General features: G+C 48.7%; 24 protein-coding genes and 1 riboswitch. Of the genes, 5 read left to right on the forward strand and 19 right to left on the reverse strand.

The features are described from left to right. Nucleotides 1-24: 24 nt before the first annotated feature. The 3 genes from GCU45_RS11855 to GCU45_RS11865 form a co-directional block, all read right to left on the reverse strand. Nucleotides 25-639 (reverse strand): DUF2239 family protein, encoded by a 615-nt coding sequence (locus GCU45_RS11855; RefSeq protein ID WP_152399087.1) that lies wholly within the window; start codon nt 637-639, stop codon nt 25-27. A gap of 169 nt (nt 640-808) precedes the next feature. Next, a complete protein-coding gene (locus GCU45_RS11860; RefSeq protein WP_152399088.1) occupies nt 809-1,084 on the reverse strand; it encodes a hypothetical protein in 276 nt (91 codons plus the stop codon). Between the two features lie 94 nt (nt 1,085-1,178). Then, on the reverse strand, nt 1,179-1,628 hold the full coding sequence (locus GCU45_RS11865) for a MerR family transcriptional regulator (protein WP_076173961.1): 450 nt from the start codon (nt 1,626-1,628) through the stop codon (nt 1,179-1,181). Between the two features lie 173 nt (nt 1,629-1,801). On the opposite strand from GCU45_RS11865, the gene GCU45_RS11870 reads away from it, so the two are divergent. Beyond that, nucleotides 1,802-2,653, forward strand: a complete 852-nt coding sequence (locus GCU45_RS11870) for an aldo/keto reductase (RefSeq protein WP_152399089.1) — start codon at nt 1,802-1,804, stop codon at nt 2,651-2,653. A gap of 172 nt (nt 2,654-2,825) precedes the next feature. On the opposite strand, the gene GCU45_RS11875 is transcribed toward GCU45_RS11870, so the two are convergent. Together GCU45_RS11875 and GCU45_RS11880 are read right to left on the reverse strand one after the other, a co-directional pair. Then, nucleotides 2,826-3,362, reverse strand: a complete 537-nt coding sequence (locus GCU45_RS11875; RefSeq protein ID WP_152399090.1) for a dihydrofolate reductase family protein — start codon at nt 3,360-3,362, stop codon at nt 2,826-2,828. 452 nt (nt 3,363-3,814) lie between these two features. Then, nucleotides 3,815-4,393: a TetR/AcrR family transcriptional regulator gene (locus tag GCU45_RS11880; protein WP_152399091.1), complete on the reverse strand. Its 579-nt coding sequence runs from the start codon at nt 4,391-4,393 to the stop codon at nt 3,815-3,817. Nucleotides 4,394-4,508: 115 nt separating this feature from the next. Between GCU45_RS11880 and GCU45_RS11885 the strand changes: the two genes are divergently transcribed. The 3 genes from GCU45_RS11885 (at nt 4,509) to GCU45_RS11895 (ending at nt 6,429) form a co-directional block, all read left to right on the forward strand. After that, entirely contained in the window at nt 4,509-5,522 is a 1,014-nt protein-coding gene (locus tag GCU45_RS11885) for an NADP-dependent oxidoreductase (RefSeq protein ID WP_208837116.1), read from the forward strand. 14 nt (nt 5,523-5,536) lie between these two features. Then, on the forward strand, nt 5,537-5,824 hold the full coding sequence (locus tag GCU45_RS34545) for a putative quinol monooxygenase (RefSeq protein ID WP_425281292.1): 288 nt from the start codon (nt 5,537-5,539) through the stop codon (nt 5,822-5,824). Between the two features lie 200 nt (nt 5,825-6,024). Next, a complete protein-coding gene (locus GCU45_RS11895) occupies nt 6,025-6,429 on the forward strand; it encodes a VOC family protein (RefSeq protein WP_152399093.1) in 405 nt (134 codons plus the stop codon). Between the two features lie 75 nt (nt 6,430-6,504). On the opposite strand, the gene GCU45_RS11900 is transcribed toward GCU45_RS11895, so the two are convergent. The 12 genes from GCU45_RS11900 to GCU45_RS11955 form a co-directional block, all read right to left on the reverse strand. Continuing rightward, nucleotides 6,505-8,745: a helix-turn-helix transcriptional regulator gene (locus GCU45_RS11900; RefSeq protein WP_152399094.1), complete on the reverse strand. Its 2,241-nt coding sequence runs from the start codon at nt 8,743-8,745 to the stop codon at nt 6,505-6,507. Between the two features lie 103 nt (nt 8,746-8,848). Continuing rightward, the gene (locus GCU45_RS11905) at nt 8,849-10,483 is read right to left on the reverse strand and encodes an extracellular solute-binding protein (RefSeq protein WP_152399095.1); all 1,635 of its coding nucleotides are present in this window, start codon (nt 10,481-10,483) and stop codon (nt 8,849-8,851) included. A gap of 29 nt (nt 10,484-10,512) precedes the next feature. Beyond that, nucleotides 10,513-11,424, reverse strand: coding sequence for a carbohydrate ABC transporter permease (locus GCU45_RS11910; protein ID WP_152399096.1), 912 nt, complete (start codon nt 11,422-11,424; stop codon nt 10,513-10,515). 11 nt (nt 11,425-11,435) lie between these two features. Continuing rightward, nucleotides 11,436-12,368, reverse strand: coding sequence for an ABC transporter permease (locus tag GCU45_RS11915; protein WP_076176627.1), 933 nt, complete (start codon nt 12,366-12,368; stop codon nt 11,436-11,438). A 1,220-nt stretch (nt 12,369-13,588) separates the two neighbouring features. Further along, nucleotides 13,589-14,077 carry a stalk domain-containing protein gene (locus tag GCU45_RS11920; protein ID WP_152399097.1) on the reverse strand — a complete coding sequence of 163 codons (489 nt, stop codon included), beginning with the start codon at nt 14,075-14,077 and terminating at the stop codon, nt 13,589-13,591. 185 nt (nt 14,078-14,262) lie between these two features. Next, nucleotides 14,263-14,550, reverse strand: a complete 288-nt coding sequence (locus GCU45_RS11925; RefSeq protein ID WP_152399098.1) for a hypothetical protein — start codon at nt 14,548-14,550, stop codon at nt 14,263-14,265. A 297-nt stretch (nt 14,551-14,847) separates the two neighbouring features. Then, a complete protein-coding gene (locus GCU45_RS11930; protein ID WP_152399099.1) occupies nt 14,848-15,174 on the reverse strand; it encodes a hypothetical protein in 327 nt (108 codons plus the stop codon). A gap of 347 nt (nt 15,175-15,521) precedes the next feature. Beyond that, entirely contained in the window at nt 15,522-15,983 is a 462-nt protein-coding gene (locus GCU45_RS11935) for an MEKHLA domain-containing protein (RefSeq protein WP_152399100.1), read from the reverse strand. Nucleotides 15,984-16,040: 57 nt separating this feature from the next. Next, on the reverse strand, nt 16,041-16,823 hold the full coding sequence (locus GCU45_RS11940) for an SDR family NAD(P)-dependent oxidoreductase (RefSeq protein WP_152399101.1): 783 nt from the start codon (nt 16,821-16,823) through the stop codon (nt 16,041-16,043). Between the two features lie 68 nt (nt 16,824-16,891). Next, nucleotides 16,892-17,215 carry a cupin domain-containing protein gene (locus GCU45_RS11945; RefSeq protein WP_152399102.1) on the reverse strand — a complete coding sequence of 108 codons (324 nt, stop codon included), beginning with the start codon at nt 17,213-17,215 and terminating at the stop codon, nt 16,892-16,894. Beyond that, on the reverse strand, nt 17,209-18,225 hold the full coding sequence (gene dmpG / locus GCU45_RS11950) for a 4-hydroxy-2-oxovalerate aldolase (protein WP_244364616.1): 1,017 nt from the start codon (nt 18,223-18,225) through the stop codon (nt 17,209-17,211). Before dmpG ends, GCU45_RS11945 begins: the two co-directional genes overlap by 7 nt. 13 nt (nt 18,226-18,238) lie before the next feature. Continuing rightward, nucleotides 18,239-19,126: an acetaldehyde dehydrogenase (acetylating) gene (locus GCU45_RS11955; RefSeq protein WP_152399104.1), complete on the reverse strand. Its 888-nt coding sequence runs from the start codon at nt 19,124-19,126 to the stop codon at nt 18,239-18,241. A gap of 414 nt (nt 19,127-19,540) precedes the next feature. After that, nucleotides 19,541-19,640: riboswitch (cyclic di-GMP riboswitch) on the reverse strand. A 292-nt stretch (nt 19,641-19,932) separates the two neighbouring features. Here GCU45_RS11955 and GCU45_RS11960 point away from each other — a divergent pair. After that, nucleotides 19,933-20,151, forward strand: a complete 219-nt coding sequence (locus GCU45_RS11960) for a helix-turn-helix domain-containing protein (protein WP_152399105.1) — start codon at nt 19,933-19,935, stop codon at nt 20,149-20,151. Between the two features lie 24 nt (nt 20,152-20,175). Here GCU45_RS11960 and GCU45_RS11965 read toward each other — a convergent pair whose 3' ends face one another. Both GCU45_RS11965 and GCU45_RS11970 read right to left on the reverse strand, forming a co-directional pair. Beyond that, nucleotides 20,176-20,859 carry a hypothetical protein gene (locus tag GCU45_RS11965; RefSeq protein ID WP_152399106.1) on the reverse strand — a complete coding sequence of 228 codons (684 nt, stop codon included), beginning with the start codon at nt 20,857-20,859 and terminating at the stop codon, nt 20,176-20,178. Between the two features lie 29 nt (nt 20,860-20,888). After that, complete coding sequence (locus GCU45_RS11970) at nt 20,889-21,968, reverse strand: endonuclease NucS domain-containing protein (protein WP_152399107.1); 1,080 nt, start codon at nt 21,966-21,968, stop codon at nt 20,889-20,891. Between the last annotated feature and the right edge of the window lie 17 nt (nt 21,969-21,985).

The raw sequence follows: 21,985 nt of genomic DNA on the forward strand, positions 1-21,985 counted from the left end.
TCTCCTCCATCCGCATGCTTTCATTCAGAAGCTCTCTTCAGGGAATGCATTAGCGGATAATTTTTTGATATGGTCTCTGATATCAGGTGCCCAGTCATCGATAAAGTGGTAAAAACGATCCACATCACCAGCATACAGTGCCCGCAGCGCTTCCTCGTAATGATGAAAGTTACCGGCCATGGCTGTCATAAAGTGATAAGTCGCTTCTTGGGACTCTCGTCTTTTACTCTGTTCTCCTCCAGCATGGCGAGCTTCATCAATGAGTTTTCGTAATGTTACCGAAGCCCCTCCAGGTTGACTCTTGAGCCATTCCCAATGCCGTGGCAATAACGTAACCTCACCGGATACAACCCCCAGCTTGGGTCGGCCGACCCGCCGTGCAGGCTGATGATCCACTTCCGTATCGAGAGGCAAGTCACCGAACTGTTCTCCTAATCGATGGAGCACGTCGTCTGTCTTCCGGCGAAAATCAACATCGATTTGCTTCCCCGAGATATCGTCAAATATAAGCAGCTGTGTGAGGTCCCTGTCATCCAGAGTATCCTTTACCGTAGAAACAACGTGCTGCAGCAAACCACTGGCGACGACTCTCACACCCAAAAATGCCGTGCAGTAAAATCGCGTTAGGTCATTTCCCATGCCTGTATCTCCTTCTCTGATTTCTTCACTAATTATACCCGGGTAAAAATAGATAAGTCAATATTACCCGGGTATAATAAATTTTGTCGCTCGTCTTGGTCGTTTATCCAAACACGAAGAAGCCAAGAAAGGTCAAACTCCCTTCTTGGCTTTATCCATTTTTTAAGCATTATCTGGTTTCAGATTTCAACTTATCAATATATTCTTTTCCTTCTAGCAGGGAAAGGCCTAAAGTTTCTCTTGCTTTTTTAATGGCTTTTACGTCTTCACCCTCTTTTATCAACTGGCGAAGTTCATCATTTATTGGATGTTCAGGCAGTCCCGATTGATGGGTTAACTGATTTATCGTATATTGCATTCCTTTTATGCGACCTTCTAATTTACTCACCTTAGCCCATAAATTTATGATGATCAGGAGAGATATGATGATTAGAATGTATTCCATTTCCGAATTAAACCTCCAAACTTTATGGTTGATCTGTAGAACTACCCATTTTCTGCCCCTCGACTAACGCCTTTGACCAGCTCAAGAATATCTCTTACGCCTTCCGAACCGAAGGCGAGTAGAATACGTCGCCATGCATATGCTGAATGTTGTCCCAGTTGCCCGGATTGGTCGTGTCTGGAGAGCGGTGCTCCAGAATGGCCTGATAGAGTTCCGTTTTTTGTTCTAAATGGGCAATGTGCCGCTGGGCTTCTTCGAGCTTAACACGCGCGGCTTCTTTATGCTCCATGATGAGTTTGTACCGCTGCGGAATAGACGAGTCTCCTTCGAGACAGAGATCGATGTACGTTTTGATGACTTCAATCGGCATCCCGGATTGCTTAAGGCATTTGACGCCAAGCAGCCAGTTGATCGATTCTTCGTCGAACATCCGAATGTTGTTTTTATCGCGCTGTACGCTCGGCACCAGGCCTTTATCCGTATAAAAGCGCACGGCGTGCTCGGTAAGTCCCGTGATCAAGGCGGCTTCTTTGACCGTATGCATCGTAATCCCCCTCGGAAAATAAATTTTTGATAGAGGCTTGCCTTCGTGTTACACGAAGGTAGTAGGCTTATTGTAAAGCAAACCGGCCGTAAGCGGAAGCCCCGCTGAGGTGCCCGATTCCAGGGATTCGCGGCCGTTTGCCGTTTTATACTTAAACCATGGGAGGAATTACAATGCAAACTGTGACTTTAAATAACGGAGTACAAATGCCGATCATCGGCTTCGGTGTCTACCAAATTCCCGATGCAGAAGAATGCGAGAATGTGGTATATGAAGCGCTGATGGCCGGTTACCGCCTGATCGACACTGCCTCCGGTTATCTGAATGAGGAAGCCGTCGGACGCGCGATTAAGCGCAGCGGCATACCGCGTGAGGAGCTGTTCATCACGACCAAGCTTTGGGTTCAGGATGCCGGCTACGAGAGCGCCAAACTGTCTTTTGCCAAGTCCCTGAAGAAGCTCCAGCTTGACTATCTCGATCTGTACCTGATTCACCAGCCGTTTGGCGATTACTACGGCGCTTGGCGCGCGATGGAGGACCTGTACCGCGAAGGCAAAATCAAGGCGATTGGGGTCAGCAACTTCCTGCCCGACCGTCTGATGGACCTTATCGTGCATAACGAAATCGTGCCCGCCGTCAACCAGATTGAAACGCACCCGTTCTACCACCAGATCGAGAGCGCCGCTTTTATGAAAGAACAGGGAGTACAGCACCAGTCATGGTCACCGTTCGCTGAAGGACGCAACAATCTGTTTAGCAACGAAGTGCTGACCTCGATCGCGGAAAAATACAACAAGTCCGTCGCCCAGGTCGTGCTGCGCTGGCTTGTTCAGCGTGAAGTTGTTGTCATTCCCAAATCGGTGAAAAAAGAACGTATCGTCGAAAACTTCAACATTTTCGATTTTGAGTTAAGCGCGGACGATATCGAACAAATTTCCACCCTCGATACGAGAGAAAGTCTTTTCTTATCCTACCGCGATCCGGAAGTCGCCAAAATGATGGGCAACTGGAAAATCGATCTGTAACCCTTAGTTTAGAGTCCCCTCTACCGCCACTACACCACAAAAGCCAAGAAGGTGATGTCCACCCTCTTGGCTTTCTCCATTCCTCGAAATAAGGGATCCTCTGACTGCCGCTACAGCCGGAGAATCCCTATGAAAGTAACGTGCCCTTTAGGCCGCTGAGTCAACCACACAACTAAGCTGGAACGTAGGTCAACCTGATCACCTTCTCGCCAATTCGATCGCTCGCCACGAGGCGCAGCGGCGGCCGCGGACCAGCGAAGAACGACTTGCCGTGACCCAGCACGACTGGATGGAGATAGAGTCGATACTCATCAACGAGACCGAGCTCCGTTAGACTGTGGGCCAACTCCGGCCCGGCAACTTCAATCTCCCCTTCATGCTGAGCCTTCAGCCCACGTATGGCCGCTGCGAGGTCGCCCTCGATCAGAGAAGCGTTCGGACCGACGGACTTTAACGTCTTCGACACCACCCATTTCGGTTTGCTTTGCCACGCCGCTGCGTATTCCCGTTCCGGCGCATCCCATTCCAAATAGTCTTCGTCCCAATACCGCATGGTCTCGTACATGCGGCGCCCGTACAGGATGCCCGCCAGGCCGCGCACGTCGTCGATGAAATGACGGAATAGCACGGGGTCGGGCTGAAATGCCGGGTGGTCGTGGTCGACGAATCCGTCCAGAGACTGGTTCAATGCGAAAACGATCTTTGCCATGCGACTGACTCTCCTCCCTGGTTTTCTCGCACATTCATCATCAAGATTAAACGTTCCATATGCAGCCTCCTTTATGTCTGCATTTTATCATCCAACAGCATGTCCGGTTTCTCATGGATTGCTAATGTACACAGTCTTGGCCTGACCGAATACATATTTAATTTAACGAAGGATGGTAAATTAAACCATCCTGCCCGTTATCTTAATGGCAAGCTAATAGATCAAAACGGCAGGCCACCGCTCCGGCTTTCTTTTCCGGACTTCGGCGGCCTGCCGTCTTGCAGTTTAGTCTTTGGCAATATTGCGGTATTGGATCGCGTAGGTTAACGCAACGACGGCAGCCGATTGACCGGCTGCCGTCGTGTCATGATGGAGCTATTGTTTCCCGTGAGCTCCATCTTTTTTAAGCAAAGCACAAGAACATTGAGCTACAGTCCCCTATTAGGGTAGCACTAATTTAGCTGCGCCCGGAAGTTGCTGCTCGATCGATCCGTCAAGATCGCGCTCGCGATAATACGGAAGAGATGCTCAGCCCGTGGCGCTGACGAGGGCTGGTTGCTAAGCCACGCAAGCGCAGCAGCTAGCGAGAACAGGTCATCCCCATCCATGTCGGTACGCGCCAGACCCTCGGCCTGAGCACGAGCGAGAAGTCGCGTGCCTGCCGTGCGCATTGTGACACACGAAGCGTGGAGTGCGGACTCCGGGTCCTCCTTGGCTGCCATCATCACGTCCACAACACCTTGATAGTTGCCTGTAAATGTAACGACGTCGCGCAGCCACGATACGAGTGCCTCATCGGGTGAACTCGCAGTTTCGAGCTCACGTGCCTTTGTCGTAAACTCGTCGAAGCTTGAGCGGAGCAAAGCTTCGAGCAGCGCCTCTCTCGTCGGGAAATGACGATACAGTGTGCCTAGCCCAACACCAGCTCTGCGAGCGATGTCGCGCAGCGATGCATCGACACCGTGCTCGGTTACAACGACGTTCGCGACTTCGAGTATATGCTCATAGTTTTTCATTGCATCGGCTCGCATAGAATTCCTCCTTGACAATCGGAGCAGTGCTCCTTATAATCTAAACGGAACAGTGATCCGATTATACGGAGCACTGCTCTGGTAAGTATAACTCATCTACATGAAAGGAGAAAGCATGATGTCTATAGATACAATGAAGGCGATTCGTTTGCATGAATTCGGCGGCCCTGAGGTGCTGCGTTACGAGGAGGCGCCGCTTCCCGAGCTGAAGCCAGGTGAGGTGCTTGTGCGCGTTCACGCGGTTGGCATAAATCCCCCCGACTGGTACCTGCGTGACGGGTATAAGTCGCTTCCTCCTGAGTGGCGGCCGTCTGTGCCCTTTCCCATCATTCTGGGGTCGGACGTGTCGGGCGTTGTCGAGGCGGTAGCCACGGATGTGAAGGATTTCTCCGTCGGTGATGAAGTTTTCGGCATGGTTCGTTTTCCTAGCTTTGGGGAGAGCGCCGCTTATGCTGAGTACGTCGCCGCGCCAGCGTCGGACCTTGCACTCAAGCCGGCTGGCATCGATCACGTGCACGCTGCTGGGGCGCCGATGGCTGGCCTCACCGCGTGGCAGTTTCTGATCGATCTGGGGCACAATGAACCGAACCCGCTTCAACCGGAGATGCATCGCCCGGTGCCGCTGGGAGGCAAGACGGTGCTCGTCAATGGTGCTGCAGGCGGCGTGGGGCACTTCGCGGTACAACTGGCCAAATGGAAGGGTGCGCACGTCATCGCGGTGGCATCGGGGTCGCATGAGTCGTTCCTGCGTGAGCTCGGTGCCGACGAATTCATCGACTACACCAAGAGCCTTCCCGAGGACGTCGTGCATGACATGGATCTCGTCCTTGATACCCTCGGCGGTCCAACCACCGGTCGTTTCTTGCGTACGCTCAAGCGTGGCGGCGCTTTGTTCCCAGTGTTCCTAGGCTTCTCCGATGCCGAGGAGGCCGCGAAGCTGGGTGTAACGGTATCGATGACCCAAGTGCGCTCAAACGGCCCGCAGCTGGCGGAATTAGGGCGCTTGCTTGATGCCGGGACGGTTCGCGTCGCTATCGACAGCACGTTTCCACTTGCCGATTCTCGCAAGGCGCATGAACGTGCAGCCGGTGGGCACATTCAAGGCAAGATTGTGCTCACGGTCGTGTAACCATGATTATACTCATGGGTTACGTTCACCTAAATCCGTCTGATGTGAATGAGTTTACTGCAGACGTTCAGTCCGTCGTTTCCAGCACGAGAGCTGAAAAGGGATGTCTCTTTTATGCCTTTACTACGGAAGATGCGCGCGCCGGACGCATGCTGACGGTCCAGCGGTGGCAAGATCAAGAATCGCTGTCGGCCCATGTTGAAAGACATGAGTCAAAACCGTTTTTAAATAAATGGGGAAACAGAATGAAAATGGACATTCTAAAATACGATATCACGAACGAGCGCTCGTTCATGGAATAAAAGCCCCATCGGCTCAATGAACATAACTGCCCGTTAGTTCATAATCGAATGTTAAAACGCTACTGACATACTGTTGTCAGTAGCGTTTTTTTATACTCGGAGTATGTAACCGTAAGGAATGGGAGATCAATACGAAGTATTATGACCCAAAATGATATTATACGGTACTGTATCATTGATTATAGGAAGGATGGTTTTTCATGAATTTTGCTTCTGTACGCATCATTACCGACGACTTGGATCGTCTTGTCGAGTTTTATGAGAAAGTTATGGGTGTATCGGCGGAACGCCCCGCGCCCGTCTTCGCCGAAATCGTTGGGTCATCGTGCACCCTGGCGATCGGCCACTCCCAGACGGTGCAGCTGTTCGGTGCTGGTTCCGCAGTGGCTGCCGACAATCACACAGTCATCCTCGAGTTCCGTGTCGACGATGTCGACGCCGAATACGAGCGCTTGAAGCCGTTTGTCAGCGAGTGGGTCAAGGAACCAACCACAATGCCGTGGGGGAACCGTGCTGTGCTGTTTCGGGATCCCGACGGCAACCTGATTAACCTCTTCACGCCGGTGACGGAGGAAGCGATCAAACGGTTCAGCGGCAGGTCGTAAACGGACCGTTGAAGTGAGTGGAACGATAAAGAGACCAGAGACCATAATAATGAGCTATGGTCTCTTTATTTTAACTCACCGGCATTCCGCCGACTCCACATACTCGTCAGGCTTGATGCCTTCATACCGCGCAAAGGCGCGTTTGAAGGAATACACATTCTCGTAGCCCACCGTGCGCGCGACGTGATCGATGCCGCAGCTTCGCTCCCGCAGCAGCTCCTTCGCCTTCTCCATGCGCAGACGGCATACATAATCATAGAAGTTGATGCCGGTCACCTCTTTGAATATTTTAGACACCTTCGATAGGGACATATGGTACATCTCCGCCAACTGCTTTAACGAGATATCTGCGCTCGAATAGTTGTCGTTCACATATTGCAGCAGCTCGCTGCCGGCTGACACCGCCGAAGACGTGTTGGCATACCGTTTTCGCTCGCAAATGAGCGTACCGACTTCAAACATATAGCTCCACATTTCTTCGATGTTCGCCGCTTTGGCCCGGCTGCAAAACTGCTTCGTGTAGATATCCGTATCGAGGTTCAGCTCATGCAGCACCCGCAGCATCGTCTCCATCAGCAGGGAGAGCAGCCGGCTCACACTGGCCTCGGCCAGCTCACGCTTGTCGTTCTCGGCATGGATCTCATGCAGAATTTGCAGGGACGTATCCAGGTTCCCGATCTTGAGGTTATTGATCAACTGTACTTCCCAATCCGTCGGATAATAATAATCGACACCGGCCTGCATCGTCTCCTCCTGCAGCACCTGAAAATGCTCACGCGAGAATATGGTGTAGCGCAGTCTTTCATTGGCCGTGTAATACGATTTGCTGATGCCGACCAGCCCTTGCTCAACCCCTCCGTATAAAATATCCGGATGAAATCCGCTCAGCCGCTCGATTTCCCCGGCTATCTCAGCAGCAATCCGTTCCAGCATATCATCGTCTCCAAACGGCTGCCCGGAGGACACGATCATTGCCTTATCCGCATTCGTGACCTCGAACAGCGCATAGTCCAGCCCGTAACGGCTCATCGCTTTTTCCACGATCACCATCATCAGCATTTCGATCTTCCGGATTTTCTCAAAGTCGGAAAAATCGCGAATAGCGTGGAAGCTGACAAGCATCGTGCAGTAATACATGTCCTCGGTATAAGCGATCCCCAGTTTCCCCAGCTCGTTCTTCTGCTGATCGTCCATAAAATATCCCTTGAGCAGACGAAGATACAAATTCGACTTGGCGGCGTTTTCGTAATCCTGCATCGACTGCTGAAGCTTGCGGTTTTCATGCAGCAGACGGTCGAACGATTTTTCGATAAAATTGTATTCAGAACCCGTCACTTTGCCGTTTCGGACATCCTCGACCCGCGCCGCGGCGCTCAGCTTACTCAGTAGAGCTCCGAGAGGACGGTAACTGATTTTGGCCAGCAGATAAGCCATACACGCGCCAATAACGATGGAAATCAGGATGGCTGCCAGCGAGCTGAACAAATTGCCGATACCGATGACGCTGCTGTCCGTGTAGGAGATCGCATACTGCACATCACTGGCCTCTGAAGACAAATGAATGGGGTAGGAAGCCGCTCCGCTGCGGGCTGCCGGATCATTTCGGACTTGGCTGTAAATCAGCGCATCCCGGGACGTCATGACGATCTCCTGCGATTCAATCCCTCCAAACCGGTGCATATACTCTGAAAAGTAAGCGCTATCAACAAACAATACCAAAACCGCTCGCGGATGATTCACCACCTCCAGGCTTTGCAGCACGGGGATCACGCGCTTATCGCTGCCCCACAGCTTCATGCTGGCCGGCGGCAAGATGGTAAAATACTGCTGCTGCGCAAAGGAGCTCTGCAGCTGCTGCTCGGCAGCTTCGTCGAATGCGACAATCGACTGGAAAAATTCCTTCAGCGGGAACATCCCCCACGAAGTCATCGCCTTCTGCTGCTCCGGAAACACCACCATGCCAAAAGAGAGAATCCCCTGCGAACTCACGCTATTGCCGAGACTGGTGCGAATATCCAGCATCTTGGTGATATCGAATTCCTGATCGTAAACGTTCGTATCCTGCATCAGCTTCTTCACCCAGGATTCGTTGCTCAACGTTTTGCCCAAGGTTTTGAGCTCATTCAGTTTATTGTCGACCAGATCGGCGATCCGCTTGGCGTCCAAAGCATGTGCCTCATGCTGCCGGCGTTTCTCCTCGACGATGTTCCGTTGCACGTTTAATGCGCTGAACACGATAATCGGGATGATCAAAATCGCGGTATAAGACAACAAAATTTTACGAAACGTGCCGCTTCCGAAGCTGCCATTGCGCACAAATACCCCTCCCCCACTAGATAAGCAAAAACAGGAAAACAGCAGAGCCTCCAAAGCGAATTAGAGCCTGCCATTTTCCAAAGTCATACGGTTACAGTCAACGTTACTGGATGCTGTTGTATCTGTCGAGCAATTGCTGGTCGATTTCCAGCAGCTGGTCCAGCCCCAGCTTTTTCAGATCGGCCATATATTGATCCCAGTTGTCGAGCGATTTCTGCCCCAAAGCCAGCTTGGTCGCAAGCTCCGTGGAGTACGTGTTCAGATTGGTCAAAATCTTCGTTTTCGCTTCCAGCTGCTGATCGTCGGGAATCGCCAAATAGTTGTCATTCATATTGACGAAATACGGCTTGTATTTCAGAATATTGAGCTCGTTCTCGGCTTTGTATTTAGGTACGCCGGACAGCTCAAATTCGAGGTTGGCGAACTGAACCCGCGGGAACACCGTATCGCCGAACAGCCGGAGTCCGGGAACCTGGCCCGTTTTGGCCAGTTCTTCGTCCGAGGCGTTGTTGATGAATACATTCGCGCCGCTCTCATCCTTTTTATAGGTTTGTCCTTCGATGCCCCAATACAGAAGTTCGGCGTACTTATCCGAATAGATCGTGTCAAAATACTTGATCGCCGCTTCTACGTTTTTGCTGTCTTTCGTAATCGCGTATTTCTGCCACACCAGAAACGGCGGCTCAATTTGGGCTGCTGGGGCAATGCCGTCTACCGCTTGAAGCGGCATAAGTGGTAGATATTCCCCGCCCCCCTTGATCGTCGGCTCCAGATACGTCTCCAGGTTGTAATCCCCTGTGGAAGCAACCTGGTTTTCCGTCATCTTCTGCTGCTTCTGCTCCCCTGTCGCCCCGATCAGGCTTGTGTCGAGCACGCCTTCCTTCACCAGCTGCTGCAGGTAGCGGAAGTAATCCTTGATGCCGTCCTGGTACCACGGGGAGACGACCTTTTTGTTCTCCACATCCACGGAAGAAATGCTGGTCCCCAGCCCGAACCACTGCGCAATCGGTCCTGAGAAGGCACCCGGATCGTAGACGAGCACCTCATCCTTTTGCCCGTTGCCGTTGGCGTCCTTGTCGCGCATCGTTTTCAGCGTTTGCAAATATTCCTCCGCACTCGTTGGAACCGGAAGGCTCAGCTTATCAAGCCAGTCCTTGCGGAGCAGCATCGTTAAGGAGACCGGAGCCGGATCGGTGCCTTGATACGTTTTTTTGTGCAGATCGCTGAACCAGTACATTTTCCCGTCCGACGTCGTCGTCGTCTTTTTCGCATAGGGGAACTCCTGCTCATACATCTTCTTGATGTTGCCGTTGCTGTACTTCTCGATCAGCGGATTCAGGTCCAGCAGCACGCCCTGCTTCGCCAGATTGAGCACCGTCGTATTGTCCAGCGCCGAAATGTTGACGATATCCGGAAGATTGGAGCCGGACGCCATACGCGTTTTGATGACGACGTTGTACTGCTCGTTCGGAACGAGCTCGTAATCGAGCTGCAGGTTCGCATCCGTCAGCAGCTTGTCGACTTCCTTCCAGACCGGGTACTTCTCCCTGTCCTCGAATTTGATGAACTTGTTCGAACCGGTCGGCCCGAGAAGCCGCAGCTTGGCGGACTGCTGCCCGGCTGGGGCATTGCTATCGGCTTCCTCTGGTTTGCTGTCTCCCCCGCTGCAAGCGGTTACAGAAGCAATTAAAACAACGGCGATGATGGCAGACATAAGCGGTTTTTTCCTTTTTTTCATACAACTCTTCCCCCTTCGGATGGCCCAGCCTATTCCTTTAATGAACCCAGCAGCGCTCCCTTGATGAAATACTTCTGAAAGAACGGATATGTAAAAATGACGGGTAACGTCGTAAAGACGATAATGGCATATTTCAGCTGGATGTTTGAGAGCATGTTGGCGACCGCATTTTTCGCATCCTCCATCGACAGCATCTTTAAATCGACCGACTGCTGGACCACGACCCGGTACAGGTACATTTGCAGCGGGTGCAGCTTCTCATTCGGCAAATACACGAGCGCGTCGAACCAGCTGTTCCAGATGCCGACGACCGAATAAATGGCGATGACCGCCAGGATCGGCTTGGATATCGGGATAATGACCCGGAACAGCAGCTGCAAATGGGAAGCGCCGTCGATAAAAGCCGACTCCTTCAGCCCATCCGGAATGTTGGCAAAAAACGTTCGCACCAGGATAATATTCCAAATGCTGACCATCCCCGGAATGATGACCGCAAACATCGTGTTATACAATCCAAGCTTGTTCACCAGCAGGTAGGACGGAATGAGACCGCCTCCAAAATACATCGGGATCAGCAGGTACGACACGACCCACTTCCTGCCCATCAGATTGCGAACGGTGAGCGGATAGGCACCGAGCACGGCTGTCAGACAGTTTAAAATCGTACCCGCACTCACATAGATCAACGTGTTGGAATAAGCCCACCACATTTTCGTATCGCTGACGATCAGCTTGTACGAATCGAGGAACAATCCTTTCGGATACCAGAACACATTCATGGCCGCGACTTCCGTCGGATTGCTGATGGACATAATGATCACGAAATAAAAAGGATACAGCGTGATTAAGCAAAGGGCGAGCGCCAGCGCATACAACACGACGTCGACGACAACCGAGCCTTGCTTGATGGTGTTCGGATTTCTTTTGACCCTGGCGGCCATGGGACTCCCCCTTACCATAAGGCGTAATCGGAATATTTACGGCTGAGTGTATTGGCTGTGTACAGCAGCGTGAAATTGATGATCGAGATAAACAATCCTACGGCCGTTCCTGCGCTGAAATTGCCGCCCAGCAAACCGTCGCGGTATAAATACGTGCCGATGACGTCGGCCGTCTCGTACACCATTGGGTTATAAATGAGCAAGATAAACTCGCTATTGGCCGACAGTAAATTGCCGATCGCAAAAATCAACAGGATAAAAATCGTCGGCCGGATGGCCGGCAGCGTAATATGGAGCATTTGCTTGAAGCGGTTGGCCCCGTCCATCTTCGCCGCTTCGTACTGATGCGGGTCCACGGAGGACATAGCGGCCAAATATAAAATGCTGCTCCACCCAAACGACTTCCAGATGCTCGTAATCGTATAAATCGCCGGAAAATACCCCGGCTCCGTATTCAGCGCCACCGGCGTGCCGCCGAACAGCTTGACGATGGCGTTCACGATGCCGTCCGTATTGATAAAAGACAACACCATCCCCGCCACGACCACATTCGAAATAAAATGGGGCAAATAGCTTGCCGTCTGCACGTATTTTTTAAATACGCCGCTTTTGAGTTCATTCAGCAGCAGGGCAAACAGGATCGGCACCCAGAAGCCAAACACCAGAAAATAAAAGCTGAGCAAAAACGTGTTCCGCATCAATCTCCCGAAATACGGGCCGTTAAAAAAGTCGATGAAATGCTGAAAGCCGACCCAATCCGTTCCGTGCAGGGATAGAAAGGGTTTGCCCGGGTAGTAATTCTGAAACGCGATCAGAATCCCGTACATCGGAATGTAGCTGAAAATAAAAATGTGAACCAGAACGGGAAGCATTATTAAGTACAGCTGGAGGTTGTCACGCACTCGAAAAGATTTTCGCTGATTCGGCTGACGAATGGCTCTCATGATCTTCCCCTTCCCTGATGATCTCGACGGAACTTGCAGGCCCGCTTCCGCATGGACTCATGATATGCCGAGCCCCGGATTTCAGGCAAGCAACATTTTTTGATGGGGTGCGCAATATTTTCGGGGGTGGGGAAGATGAGTGGGGGAAGAGCGGGAAAGGGGGTTCAAGGAATGTAAAATAGGGTTGAGGCAAGCGTACAATATCGGATTACAGGCAAGTCTCATTTTTTGATTGGTTGCGCAATGTTTTCGGAGGGAATTGGGGGAGGGTCTAGGTTAAATCATGAATAGGTATTACTTCACTTGCAAATTCGAAGATGGTTTAGGGGGAATAGGAAGTAATTTCTCATACATACGATCTAATAATTGTTGGGGATGATGTCATTATAAAGAAGCAAAGGGGTACTGATATCTATTGAACAGCGTAAGTAGGCAGTATCTGAGGAGTTGTTCCAAAAGAACGTGATGCGAGGATCTATGATCTATACATAAAAAACCTAAAAAAGATCCTGCCAGCTCATAGCCAGCAGGATCTTTTAATCTGCAAATTAGAGATCGCTACTAATTGTAGCAGACATTCCCCAAGCTTCATCCCATGATGTGCAATTCCTCAAATGTAGCAGGTACGTGGATTTACTCACCAACGATTAAAACAGCCGGTAAATATTATGCTGAGAGTCTAGGCTCGTTTAAAACACCCACGAAGTATGAAAATTACGGTGGCTATAAGTCTGAGGTACAAACATTCCCTGTAAGCACGCTATCTAAAAGCTCAATTGAAACTTCAGAAGAAATAAAATATTTGATGAGCTTGACTACGTACCCTGTAATAGAAACGGTGAAACCTTCGGATCACGTTCATCCATAGAAGCCGTAGGTTACGAGCCCGATTTAGTATCAGCTATTGGAACCAACGGTGTTGAAGGTTATGTAAAGGCAGATGATCTAAAATGGTGATATTCGTACAACCAAATTGGATCTTATGTTGCTAACGAAGCAGAGATACAGACATATGTACAAAATCCTGATTTTGTATAAATATCAGTCGGACCAGGATTTTATTTATACGTATACGTTCCGGGGAAACTATCAATTATAGTGTCCCACTCTTAATAAATTCATCTTCATACAAGATACAAGATGATCACTTTATGAGTTAGAGTAAACAAGAATTATTCATTGAAAAGAGGCCTCCAACTATCCGTAGCCTCTTTCGTTTATTAAAACATTGATGTAATTGAACCGCTAAATTTATCAACATAATACCATCCCCAAGTTGCCGTATGTCCTCCGCTTCCATCCTCCTCCATTACCACCTCATATACATGAACAACATAAGAATTTCCTTCATAGTGGTCGACATCAACGTAAACCTTCGGATTATTAGGTACTTTGTATTTATCTCTAACGAGCTTGATTGCTTGGGTCTCTGTAACCTTAATCTGAGGCTGTTTTCCGATAAAAAGTCCATCGTTTACCAATCCAATATCTTTACCAATTGCTTTGCTTACCGAACGAGCCGGTACGTATGTAGTCCCCTTATATATAATTGCATCTGCTGAAGTCTTTTTAGTGCCATCAACATAAATACCTAGTGTTTGAATAGCAACTTTAATATTTGTGGTTCCACTTGCTGCAAAAGCTGTTGCTCCCGTCAACATTGACCCAATTACAATACCAATGACTAACCCCTTTAATTTGTCCTTCATCTCTCCAATACTCCTTTTTTGTGTGATAAATATCAATTCGACAATTTGATACAAATTCCCTCCTCAGCAGTAATTAAATACCTCTTGCATAGGGAACGTATGTTGATCTCACAAATTAAGACGGGTCATAAAATAAAAGGGCAACTGTTTCGAAATTTTCGAAACAACTGCCCTATATTTGTTCTCTAGAAAGAGGGGATACCGAAATAATTATTGAAGGCTCCGATAGCCCTTACCTTTTCTTCCTGTCCTAAATCTGTCCTGCACGTACTTAAAAATACGTAATTTTTACACGTTGATGTACTACCAAAAATCGAAGATCCAAGGAGATCAACACCCAGATTAACCAATTGATCATTATTCTGGTTTTTAACTTCTTCCTTTATCCACTCTGTGTACTGTTTCTTATCAGGTACAGTAATAGCCGCAATTACGAGAATGAAAAGAACGATAATTAATATGTATTTTTTCATATACCCACCTTCCCTTATTTCACTCTTAGATTATAAACAAATAACAAGGTTAGATGAAGAATAACTTTTGCAACTCCTTCTCTATTTTGAAGATGAATCACAAGTCCCCGTTTCACCAACCGTTCGCGTGCACCCTCGAGAAGTGGAATAATCCTTTATAAATACGTCATAACAGAATTTTACGTAATTAAAATTTCAGCGATCAGATATAAATAGCCTGCCTGGCATCATTTCGCAAAGTTATCGTTCCCTCTCAATTCGTTGCAAGCAGAATCTTCTTGTCGTTGTATTTATATGTTAATCTTTTCTGCATAATCCAATTAAACAAGTAATGGTACCTATCAAAATGACTATGAAGCTTAAGCTTGGAAATCTAAATTTAAAATCTACAATTAAATTAAAGACTAATCCAAGTAATATAAGTTCTCCACCTATTAGCATGATCTTTTTTCCATCTAGATTATGACGGAAAAATAAAACTGCAATAATAAATCCAACTATAATGGTCACAATCAATAAAATACTTATGAATTCAAATCCAGTTTCTGTTAATTGGAAAATACGATAAAAGGAATCCGTTTCCCACCCTGCTACTGACGATATTATCGTGGTTGCAGCGTTCATCGTTGCTTCGTTGACGTATATCGACAGAAAAAAGAAGTAACCCGCCACAGGTTGACGGCCTGACGGGTTACTTCTTGTTCAGTTACACCTGAGGAGATGATTCCACCACAAATGCTGTATTGGGGAGCAGTTGGCCGCTGCTCCTTATTTATTGTTATCTTAGCTTATGGAGAAATATACCTCAAGTTACTTCTGCAGCTTAGCCTCAAGATCAGCCTTTTGCTTGGCTTCTCCTAAAATCATGTGAAGCGTTTACGTATAATTACCCGTTTTTCCCAACTATGATTTCGAGAGGGGCGCTAGTTTAAAAGCATGTCTGTCTCGTATCCTTGGATCAAAACGCATCCTCAAACGTAACGAAACTCTCGGAATGCAGCGGCCTGCCCGTGAATCTTTCCGGTTTCGTCCGTCAAATTCCATACGGTTGCCTCCAAGATGTGAAACCTCCGGCCTGTGCTGGATATGCGGATTCCCGTGTAGTTATCGATATAACCTTGTTCGCCTACCGTTCTTAGAAAAACCGATCGCGCCTCCCGTTCCATCGGTTCCGCGGTGAGTCTTGACGGCGTGCTCGTGAACTTGTCCCAATCCATTGCCCATAGCTCCAGCGCCGCCCGATTGCCGAAGTTCAGGACCGGGTCGGTCTCTGTTCCGTGGGAAAGCACCACACAGGGTGCGTTAAATAATTGTTCGAACGGGTTGCTGTCTGAGGCTGGCTCACCCAGAAGCGATTTTCCGGTCAATCTTTGATAGCTCTCCATGATCAATCTTGCATGCTCGTTAGTGGCTCCTATCCCACTGTAACGCATAACTGCAAATCCCCCTTCTGGCCGTCTCATGATCATATTATCGGTATTTATTTCTCTTTACAAAGAAGGGGCCGAACCGCCATCGATATTAATCGATGTTCCGGTTACATAGGACGCCGCTTCGGATGCGAGGAATACGATGACTTTCGCCGCCTCGTCCGTGTTTCCGATCCGGCCGAGCGGGATGTCATGTTCCGGCTCCCGCGCGTACTCTTCCCACGTCAGATCCGGTTTGTCCCGTTTCCACCGGTCCTCCAGCTGCCCGCTTCGGATCAAACCGATGCATACGGTGTTTACCCGGATTTGATCGGGGGCCAGGTCGCGGCTCATTGCCTTGGTCAAAGCCTGTCCGGCGGCACGGCTTACGGAACTCGGCATGGACGAGGCGGGCGGCGTCTTGGCCCAGGAAGTGGTGACGTTAATGATCGAGCCGCCGCCCGCTTGACGCAGATGCGGAACGGCAGCCCGCGACACACGGATCGCAGCAAACAGCTTTAAATCCAAATCGGACGCCCACTGCCGGTCGTCGATCTGTTCGAATGGCTTAGCAGCGGCAGTTCCTGCGTTATTCACCAGAATGTCCAGCCGCCCGTAGTGCCGCACCACATCGGCAACTACTTTTTCGCAGTCCTCAGGTTTCGTCACGTCCACTTGGAACGTACACACTTCTGCGCCGCCATAACTCTTAATTCGAGCAGCCGCAGCCTCTAATTGTTTCTCGTTTCGTGCGCAAATCGCGACCTTGGCGCCTTCCGCCGCAAACGTAACTGCCGATTCAAGGCCGATCCCTTGACTCCCTCCGGTGACCAGCACAACTTTTCCTTTGAGTCCCAAATCCATCGTCTGATTGCTCCCTTGATTAATTTACAGGTCCTATTTTGGTTGAAGGCTCATTTCATTCGTTGTACTCAAGACATATATTCCTCACGGGCTGGAGTGAAGATGTCCAAAGAAACGGTATCTTCAAGCGCATAAACACTGTGCTCCAGCCCCCCCGCGATCACAAAACTACCGCCGGCCTTCACCTCATATTCCATACCGTCGCAAATAACCTTTACTTTCCCTTCCAAAATGTAAAAGATTTGTTCATGATCATGGCTGTGCAGTGGAAATGTGGATCCTTCCGATAACAGATGTTCTACAAGCATGAGCTTGTCATTATAAGCCAGCACTCTTCTTTCCACGCCTTCGAATGGATAGGTAACCACAATGTTCTCGCGTTCTGTCAACATATCTTATCAACCCTTTCTGCTTCGGATTCGGCGATTTCATGGACCACCTCAATGATGATATCTTCCTGCCCTGCAATCACTTTTCTTCTTCCTAACTCCATAAATACTTTATGGGGGTCTACATTATATTTTTTGGATAACTGCTCCACAGGCTTGGCAAAGCCGGAAAACACGCCGGCCAATCCGCTGACAACGCTTGTGGAATTGATCGTGGGCACTTTACCGATAATGGATTGCTCCGCAAGATTGGCTCCTTCCAAAAGCTTGGGCAAGTCGATATGGGTGGTATAGCCCATTTTGTTTAACACGGCGACCAATACTTCCAATTGGGTATTGCCGGCCCCGGCTCCGAATCCGCGAATCGTCGCATCCAATATGGTGGCCCCTGCCCGCAAAGCGGCAACCGAATTGGCTATCGCAAGGCCCAAGTTGTTGTGCGCATGGAACCCTACCGGAATATTTAATGCAGCGGTCAGGGCTTCAATCCGTTCCGTAACGTCGTTCGGCAAATAGACGCCGGCCGAATCCATAATGACAACTCCTTGTGCACCGTAGGATTGCATTTTTAATGCTTCCTGTGTCAGCAGTTCTACGGAAGCCATGTGGCTCATCATCAAGACGCCGTATGCTTCCCTTTGCCTGTCCAAAGCGTAGGCTATATGCCTCTCTGTGATATCCGCCTCGGTACAATGCGATGCAACCCTGACAACGTGCACACCCAAATCCAAAGCCGCTTTAAGGTCATTGATCGTGGCTACGCCCGGTATGACATGGATTCCTACCTTGGTATGGTGCAAGGTTTCCGACGCCAGCTTAAAAATTTCTTCATCCGGCACAAGGGATTCGCCCAGCTGCAGCGAAGACGCCCCGAGTCCGTTGCCGTGCCCGACTTCAATAATGGGAATGCCCGCTGCTTCGGCGATGAGCATATAGCTGTGCATTTGTTCTTTGGTTAACCGATGACGTACGGCGTGAGAACCGTCTCTTAACGTGGGATCGCTGATAAGCACCGTCGACAATGGTTTACGCCCCTTTCTCAATGCCTGCCGTCTTGTATGCGTACTCCTCTGCAGCAGCAATGGCTGCGCAGTTAATGATATCCAAATTTCCGGCATATTTAGGCAAGTAATCTCCAAGCCCTTGCACTTTAACCATGACTACGATTCTTCCATCTTCGATCGTGGGGGGAAGAACCAATTGATAGCCCGGAACGTAAGATTGCATGTTGGTAATCGTTCTGTTCAACGTTTTTGTAAGTGCCTCCAGATCGGGCTCTTGAACCTTGGCATAGATGGTGGTCTGCATGTCGATGCAGGGCTCAGCGGGGTTTAAATTGATAATAGCTTTGGCACGGAGACACCGGGAGAACTTACGGATCGCTTCTTCCGTCGTTTCAATATATTCGTCAAGATTGGATCTCGTGGCCGGGCCTGCGCTCTTGGAAGCAATGCTCGAGACGACCTCAATATATTCTACGCGCTGATGGGTTTGTCCAATCGCGTACGCAACCGGTAAGGAAGCTTGTCCACCGCAAGTAACCATATTGACGTTATCAAGCACCAGGCATTCGCTTAAGTTTACGGCAGGCACGCACATTTCCCCTATTTTGGACGGCGTCATATCGATGACAAACTTCCCCAGCCTTTTAAAAATTTCCGCATGCCTTGCATGGTCAGAGGCCGAGGTTGCATCGAAAACAATATCGTACATGTGAGCATTGTCGATCATGGCATCAATTTTCTTGTCCGAAACGTGAACTCCCAATTCTCTTGCTATCTTCATTCCGGGTGATTCCAGGTTTCTGCCGACAAACAGCGTACACTCCAGAATAGGCGATCTTACGGTTTTTTTTAGTAAATCGGTCCCTATATTGCCGCTGCCGATAATGGCAACCTTGATCTTACCGTTCATTTAGAGCCCTCCTCAGCAAGTAAAACCGAATATATAGAATGAACTAAAGAAATGAATGTTATATAGGCCATATTGGGCCGTTATAACATGAGATTCAATGCAAAACTTTAGTTCAATCTGTCTATACAGAATGAACTAAAGAAATGAATGTTATATAGGCCATATTGGGCCGTTATAACAGGAGGTTCAATGCAAAACTTTAGTTCAATCTGTCTAGAAGACTGAATATTTCGACATTTTATTGAAGAGTGATGCTAATATACTCCTGTCATTCTGACTTATTCGTCTGGTAACAGGCCCTTCGTTATAAAGAACGACCGGGCTCAACTTATTCAAGGCGGCTTTTTGGGCAGCACAAAGAACCTCCCATCTGAACATTATTAAATAATGAATAGACGGAGGCTCCCCGTCGTATTCGGCAACTGGCTGGCATAGCGGTTGATTGGTACTGCAATCCGCGTTAGCCCCTGTAGCTTTGCGTCGCCGCCTTTCGGCGGGTTTGCTATTATCGTACGAAAATATTCAATTTCCATATAATGCAAATCTACACGAACTTTGTCGATTGTGGAATAGGACCTTTTTACTAATTAAAGCGGTGTTGGGGTGGTCTTCTGAAGTGGTTCGGTCAGCGGCTATTGCTTAAACAAAAAAGAAGCCACCCTAATTGGTGACTTTGTGAGGAGATCCTATCGTTATTTCCGCTGCTTTCCATAGAAATAAACCATCATTGAAACCAGCGTGATGGTTACTAATACCTTGACTACATTAAAAATAGTGCTCACGCTCGAAAAATCAAAGACCGTTAATTGCTTGCCCTCGGCAGAGCTCTGCGTAAAATCCGCAAAGAAAAAAAGCTCACTCAAGATGAGTTGAGCGTCTATTCCCGCGTCGACCGGTCTTATATTAGTGAGTTGGAGAACGGAGAAAAAGCGCCCTCTTTGCTGACGATTACAGCATTAGCAAGGGCGCTTCAGGTTAAGGCTTCGGTATTGGTTGAGAGCTACGAGAGAGAATTGGAGAAATAGTCAAGCTGCTCTGTCTCTTCCGATTCAGAGAATCTTCTGAATTTCTTTCATCAGGTAGGTATAAGACATCGCTCTCGGAAAATAGGCGTTAGGGTGATGATAACGAATCAGGAAGGTCTGTGCGTCTTCCCACCAAATATAGTCCAGTCCGCCGGAAGTTTGCTTATGTTCGTATGTCCAAGAATTCGTATCTTTTAATACCTTTTGGACGCCATAGAAAATCACATCTCCACAGCATAGAACAATATGTGGATTCAAAATCCGGATTTGTTGAAGGAGGAGCGGCCCGGTCAACTGGATATGACGTTCAATATCCGTATGTACCGCCTGCGAACCACCCGCAATCTTCTTAACGTTGGCAAAATAGACCTGACGTAAGAACTGATCCGCCTCTCCCTTGATATCCGCATAACGATTTTCAACTTCGAAGAATTCAGGATACCCATGCAGAATCCCATACGTCCACCGAATGAGCGTTGGCCAGGTGCTGCTTTCCTTGAGATACCCCTCTTCTCTAACAAACTGCTGCAGATTCCAACCGGCATCTGAAGAGTTTACTTCTTTCAGCAATACCATCAGTTTGAGTTGAGAACCTGACCACGCTTCCTCGTCCACATGACCGTCTGGGATAAAAATTCCCTTTGCACACGCTTCGTGCATCTCCCACTGTTGAAATAGTTCGTCGAGCTGGCTGTTGATGTCCATCATTCATACTTCCCTCTATGTTTTCAAATCTATCATTCTTCTTCGAGTTGAAAATGTTCTGTGAGACGTTCAATCGTAAACTGGTTTCTCAACTTGCATGCAGAATTCTGGTTCGCAAACATGCCTTTCTCCCAAACTGCCTCCTGCTTAGAAACTGTCTTGATCCATTCCACGCGTACAACGTATTCGCACAAATCGGGATCATCGACATCCTTATCCATTTTGACATGTAAGTCCGTTTCCAGCAGCGGCACGCTTTCGCCATCGATCTCGACCTGAAAATCCTTGATCGGCACGACTTCATCTGTAACGATACCAACACCCACGTATCCCACTTTAGGAATACACACAAAAACTCTGGCACCTGGCTTCAGGAGGCTCAGCGTATTGCTGTACCACTTCCCTTGCCCTGCCGATATAAAGCCATATCTTCTACAATCCTCCCAGTTCCGGTGAATGCCATCTCCTAAGGAAACATAATAATCTTTGCCGTTCCATGGTGCCTTCCCCGTTTTCCGGCTGTTCACACTCGATGACTTAGCCTCCAATTTATGGGGATCAATGAGCCAATTTCTGGCCAGATATTCGTTATCTCCATCTTTAAAATAATGAAAAAAGACTGCATTTACCGGTACTGCAAAGCCCGTGAGATAGTCGATAATTCTTTCCGTTGCCGGATCGAGCTCAGCAGAAACGATGATCAATTGATGAGATTCATTTAAAGCTTCTGGAAAGTCGGTCTGAAAATGACTCACAAAATCCTGCTCCAGCTGCCTGCCCGGATTTTTTTCGCTATAGATTTCGATGATTTCCGTGTAAGTTAACTGTTGAATCCACGAAGCATAATCCAGCGTTTGGGCCACAACTTCCCGTGGGGTTTTGTTACGCTTGAGCTCGATCACGACCAAATTTCCTTCGGAGTTCATGGCTAGGATATCAATGAATTTGCCAAACGCCGTCGTGATCTGTCTCCCTATCAGCATTAATGACGGATCGATAATACTAATATCATGAGTAATTACATCTTCAAGCTTACGCTCGGTCTCTATACTGGAAAAATGAATTCTTTCAACCGTTCCGTTAATTTTCCAAACTCCTAGTTCGATGGGCATGGGAATGCTCCTTTCGT

This window comes from Paenibacillus cellulositrophicus (genome assembly GCF_009363095.1).
GTDB lineage: Bacteria > Bacillota > Bacilli > Paenibacillales > Paenibacillaceae > Paenibacillus_AQ > Paenibacillus_AQ favisporus.